The sequence below is a fragment of the Turicibacter sp. GALT-G1 genome (assembly GCF_025594995.1).
Classification (GTDB): Bacteria; Bacillota_I; Bacilli_A; order MOL361; family Turicibacteraceae; genus Turicibacter; species Turicibacter bilis.
The window spans coordinates 1-4,913 of sequence record NZ_JAMQUS010000043.1; the positions used below are offsets into that span (position 1 = coordinate 1).

The 4,913-nt window shown below is 30.6% G+C and carries 7 protein-coding genes; 5 read left to right on the forward strand and 2 right to left on the reverse strand.

Translation table 11 applies throughout. From position 1 onward, the window contains the following. Positions 1-130: 130 nt before the first annotated feature. The gene (locus NEH74_RS07785; protein ID WP_055305647.1) at positions 131-1,321 is read left to right on the forward strand and encodes a transposase; all 1,191 of its coding nucleotides are present in this window, start codon (positions 131-133) and stop codon (positions 1,319-1,321) included. A gap of 60 nt (positions 1,322-1,381) precedes the next feature. Here the strand turns inward: NEH74_RS07785 and NEH74_RS07790 are convergent, their stop codons facing one another. After that, positions 1,382-1,699 carry a hypothetical protein gene (locus NEH74_RS07790; protein WP_055305648.1) on the reverse strand — a complete coding sequence of 106 codons (318 nt, stop codon included), beginning with the start codon at positions 1,697-1,699 and terminating at the stop codon, positions 1,382-1,384. A 737-nt stretch (positions 1,700-2,436) separates the two neighbouring features. Between NEH74_RS07790 and NEH74_RS07795 the strand changes: the two genes are divergently transcribed. The 4 genes from NEH74_RS07795 (at position 2,437) to NEH74_RS07810 (ending at position 4,582) form a co-directional block, all read left to right on the forward strand. Continuing rightward, the gene (locus tag NEH74_RS07795) at positions 2,437-3,309 is read left to right on the forward strand and encodes an Abi family protein (RefSeq protein ID WP_055305649.1); all 873 of its coding nucleotides are present in this window, start codon (positions 2,437-2,439) and stop codon (positions 3,307-3,309) included. Between the two features lie 444 nt (positions 3,310-3,753). Further along, the gene (locus NEH74_RS07800; RefSeq protein WP_055305650.1) at positions 3,754-3,960 is read left to right on the forward strand and encodes a DUF1659 domain-containing protein; all 207 of its coding nucleotides are present in this window, start codon (positions 3,754-3,756) and stop codon (positions 3,958-3,960) included. A gap of 28 nt (positions 3,961-3,988) precedes the next feature. Next, positions 3,989-4,225 (forward strand): DUF2922 family protein, encoded by a 237-nt coding sequence (locus NEH74_RS07805; RefSeq protein ID WP_055242746.1) that lies wholly within the window; start codon positions 3,989-3,991, stop codon positions 4,223-4,225. Between the two features lie 198 nt (positions 4,226-4,423). Further along, complete coding sequence (locus NEH74_RS07810) at positions 4,424-4,582, forward strand: hypothetical protein (protein ID WP_156344115.1); 159 nt, start codon at positions 4,424-4,426, stop codon at positions 4,580-4,582. 51 nt (positions 4,583-4,633) lie between these two features. Here the strand turns inward: NEH74_RS07810 and NEH74_RS07815 are convergent, their stop codons facing one another. Continuing rightward, positions 4,634-4,840 carry a hypothetical protein gene (locus tag NEH74_RS07815; RefSeq protein ID WP_055305651.1) on the reverse strand — a complete coding sequence of 69 codons (207 nt, stop codon included), beginning with the start codon at positions 4,838-4,840 and terminating at the stop codon, positions 4,634-4,636. Positions 4,841-4,913 lie beyond the last annotated feature (73 nt).

Here is a 4,913-nt window from a genome sequence, read left to right on the forward strand (position 1 = left end):
CTATTAATGTGCAAAACTACTTCCAATTAATTTCCAGTTATAAAATACCAATGCAAAAAGAAAAAACATTAACTCAAATCCTTGTATAATTAAGTCTCGCACAACCAATTAACAAGGGGGAATTGAGTTAATGTTCATGGACAGTATTATATCAGATTCAAATTCAATTTTCAAATTTCTAAAACAGCTTGACTTAGATTTATTTTTATCTAAACCTCAGTTTAATCATCTTAACCAGTTTCTAAACGTGATGATTCAGGAAAATTATCAGGGGAAAATCTCTGCCGTTAAGCATTGTCATCGGACAACTTTTGGACGATTTTTAAATGATAGTCCCTGGGATGATGGGGCGATTTCTAATCAAATTCAAGCCTATCTTCTCTCTTGCCTTTACAATCGTTCACATCAAACAGGAAAACCTATTTACGTATTAGTAGATGATACAACATGTGTTAAAACGAAGCCTTCGTCACAGGCGACTTATCCTATTCAAGGATGTGATTGGCACTACTCTCATCTTCATCATCAATCCGTTTATGGTCATCAATTTGTTACTGTGATGCTTCAATGTGATGATGTCATCTTACCGTATCAAATCATTCCGTATGAGAAAGATAAACAGAGTAAAATTGAACTCGTTAAAGAGATTCTCACCACTTTACCTAAACCACCTCATAAAGGATACATCCTAGCTGATAGTTGGTATTCGTGTGAAGCCTTATTCCAAATCGCTAATCAATTAGGCTTTTATTACTTAGGAGGTATCAAAATGAATCGAATCATTCTGCCTAAAGGCTATCGTCCGAAAGGGATTCAACTGAAACAATTTGCGAACACCTTATCCCTCAAAGATCTCGACTTAGTGACTGTCGGATCTGAGCGTTATTATACTTATCTATATCAAGGAAGGATAAGAGGGGGACATGTCGTTCAAATCATTTTAAGTTGGCCTCACACGGCTCCTTTGGAAGAAAAAGCTTTACGTTGTTTTGTGAGTCATGATCTAAAAATGTCTGCCAAGCAACTGCTTAAACACTATACTAAACGTTGGCCCATTGAAATCTTTTTCCGAGAAGTGAAGCAAAATTTTGGAATGGGACAGTATCAGATTCGAGCCTTGAAAGGAATTAAACGATTGATGTTAATGATTCAATTCGTTTACCTTTATTTAAAGCGCATGACTCCGAACAACAGTTGTCTGGGTGAAAGTTTACGCCAATGTCAACGAAAACAAAAGCAAGAATTAGTAAAAATAATTTATCGTAAAGCCCAAAATGGAGTGGCATTAAAAACCATTTTTGAAGAGTTGAAAATTGCGTAGGATCAGTGTATTTTCATATGATGGAAAATTTTTCTTTAAAATTGCACATTAATAGTAACATTATTTAATTAATTCAAGATAAGCTAATATTCCAACTAAAGATATTGAAACAATAACTCCTAATAAGATATAACTTATGCTTCTGATTATCTTATAATTCTTATTGGTAGATGGCTCAACGCAACCAAGGAGTACGAACCCAATAATTATAAATTCTACTACTGCCAATAAAAATAATAGTAAAAACTCTTTAGATAAAATAGCGCTCCATTCTAAAGGAAAATTCAACTTCTGAAGAATAAATAATATCCCTTTATGAAAAATTTGTACCAATAGAAAAACAATCCAAAATAAATTTTTATTAACAAATCGTTCCATATCATCCACCCTTATTACTTTTTGTTCATATTGTAACATAATTTGGAAATAGAAATTAGTATAATATGAAATTATTATTTAAATAAAGGTGTTCGTATTCTATAATATTCTACTTGACTTGACACTGTTTGAAGAAGCATATGTTTTCCTTTTAAAACTTCTTTATCATCTTTGAAATATTCTAACCATTTCATCCAATAAAGGCAATTTGCTAAATATTTAGTTGATCCCCCTTTAAATCGTGCCATTCAAAGTTTTAAATTATCAACAATATTGTCTAATAGAGCGTTTTTATTAAGTTCCTAATATAAGGTCATTATGTTGTAGCAATAGGTGAGTTTTCTTCTCTGTCCCTATCTATACTTATTGAAAATATGAGATTATAACATCTGTTATTGAAAAAGATTTGAGTGCCTCCTTTAACTACTGATATCTTAATTATCACGACTTATCCCGCAATTACTAGTGCCTTTTATTAAATGTTTAACGTTTCATAACTTAATATTTATAAGCCTTATCTTGAGAAAGGGTGGAGATTAAAACGATATCAAAATAATTATATGACCATTTTTAAAAAATTATTAAATAGTCATATAATTATGTAATTTGTTGTTTTTAAAAGCTATTAATCGTGCTACTATTAATATAGAAAATTTTGTTTTTTATTAGATTAAAGGACAATTTTAAGTTGAAGTATGTAAAATATTTATCAAAATTTTATTATGGGAGGGGAGCATTTGATTCCGTTAAAAAAGCCTAGAAGTTATGAGGAGCAAATTACACTATTGCGTAATAAAAACCTCCTCATTAAGGATGAAGAATTCGCAAAACAAATCTTAATCCAAACTGGATATTATAGATTAAGTGGCTATTATTACTTTTTTTATGAAAATCCGAAAACATCTAAAAAATTTGTTGATGGAACTACTATTGAAGATATTTATAATCTGTATCGATTTGATAAGGAGTTAAGAAGTATTCTATTTGATTTAACATCTCTAGTAGAAATTCAACTAAAATCTAAATTGAGTTATCACCTAGCACATTCTTATGGGGAAGAATGTTGGAAGAATCATCAAGTGATTAAACAAGATCAGCAGCTTTATATTTTCGAAAAAATTAAAAAGTCTGATTCAAAAAGCATTAAGCATCATACTGAAAAATATGATGGTCATTATCCGATTTGGGTTGTACTTGAAATTCTTTCTTTTGGGGGCATTTTGAACATACTTCAAAATTTAAATAGTGATGATAAAAAAACAATCTCAAATACATATGATTTCAAGCCATACTATGTTATTTCTTGGATAGAATCGGTTTATAAATTAAGAAACAACTGTGCTCATCATGAAAGAATTGTAGGTCGAGTTTTTAAAGTTAAATTAGATAAATCCATGAAAGCACAATCCTCAAAAGATAGTTTGTTTATAATGATTTTAGCGATTAAAAAGTTAACTAAAGGTAATTTAGATTCTTGGTCGTATTATCAAAAAAAATTAAAGAATTTATTAGAAGAACCTGACTTTTCTCAAGGTCGTTTGGAGAATCTGACTGAAAAATTAGGTTTCCCAACAAATTGGGATGAAATTTTATCACAAGTGGATTTATGACGAAAATATAAAAAAGGAATACTAATCTAAATTAGTATTCCTTTTTTATATTTTAATTTGAATAGTTTTTACCTTTAATTCTACGTGACTTACCCTGGTCCGCTAGTCATAGACAAGAAGCGTAGCAAGTTCTAACAATAATATTATATGTATTTTCCGAAGTTTATGCAATGGTAAATTATGTTTTTTTGAATATTTTTATTGACAATTTGTCTTATAAAAAATACTACTATATCAAAATCAAAACTTAAAACTAATGGTCTTGTTACTTGCCTTGACTACTGGCGTAAGGGGCAGTACCAAGACCTTTGTTTTAGTCAAATGTATTCAATACAGGTCATTCACAGTAGCGGGACATCTTTTGGATGGAAACATAAATCGGGATATAATTAAATGGTAGGTGGCGCTACCTAAAACACATAATGAATTCGGGGGGAATTAAAGATGCAAGATATTTATGATCGCAAGTTATCTATTTATTTAACGGCTGGTCAAGACGATGATGGTAAAGACATTGTAAAGGCTAAGTCTTTTTCAAACGTTCGCTTAGACACAACAGATGAAGAGTTATCAAACTTTGCGGACAAGTATGTGGCGTTATCATCAGGCACACACACGAAAACGGTCGTGGCTGATTATCGTATGCTTTAATAAACAATAATGATAGGGGGAAAAAATAATGGAAGAAACATACACATTAACTTGTAAATTCAAAGACACTGAAAATAAAACACGATCAATCGAGATTAACAATCCAACAGAAGATTTATCAGACGATAAAATTTTAGACTTCATGAACTATGTGATTGATAGTGAAGTATTAGTCTTAAATGAGCTACAACCTGACTTGAAATACGCTAGTATTGCAGGTGCCTGTTTAACAACAAAACGTGTTGAAGAAATTACATTAGCTTAAATACGGAAAGAGCCATTACATCAGTAGTGGCTCTTTTAATTTTGACTAGGAGAAGATCATCACTCGTGATATAATTATAAAGATCTCTCAAAAATGTGAACAGCAAACAACAGAGGAAGTAGATGCGATTTATATCGTTTCTACTTTTTTTGTTTTTTTTAAAAGAAATCATCTTAATGGGGCGTATATTTATATGAGGTGATAAAAATCACAGAAAAAGAAAAACAATTTGAAGAAAGGTTAGATTCGCTATTATTATTAAAGGCTTTATTAATTAAGGATAATGAATTTGATGAAGTGGCGCAAAAAGAGTATCAACAGGCATGGGAGAGAGCGTTTAAGTTACTAGAAGAATAATTGAAAATAAGAAAGGCAGTTAAGTAGCATTCGCTACCTAACTGCCTTTTTTTATTTAAGAACGTTACTAGATACATTAAATAACTCTTCAATTTCATTTGTTGTATATGTTGTTTGCACCCATATCATTTTATTACAGTTAAACTGATTAACTAAATATTGTGCATTTGGCATTACGTTAGAAATCCAAAGATGATCGTTGATTCTATACATCGTTACCTCAAATCCATAATAATTATCTTTTCTTGATTCCAACATCGCTATTCCTCCTAAATATTAATCGTGTTTTATCATTAAATATTTTTTCGGTTTTCAAGACGTGCAGTATGTG

Excerpts from the sequence above, each read along its gene's own strand:
- NEH74_RS07785 (WP_055305647.1), top strand. The coding sequence starts at position 131 with ATGTTCATGGACAGTATTATATCAGATTCAAATTCAATTTTCAAATTT.
- NEH74_RS07790 (WP_055305648.1), bottom strand. The coding sequence starts at position 1,699 with ATGGAACGATTTGTTAATAAAAATTTATTTTGGATTGTTTTTCTATTG.
- NEH74_RS07800 (WP_055305650.1), top strand. The coding sequence starts at position 3,754 with ATGCAAGATATTTATGATCGCAAGTTATCTATTTATTTAACGGCTGGT.
- NEH74_RS07805 (WP_055242746.1), top strand. The coding sequence starts at position 3,989 with ATGGAAGAAACATACACATTAACTTGTAAATTCAAAGACACTGAAAAT.
- NEH74_RS07815 (WP_055305651.1), bottom strand. The coding sequence starts at position 4,840 with ATGTTGGAATCAAGAAAAGATAATTATTATGGATTTGAGGTAACGATG.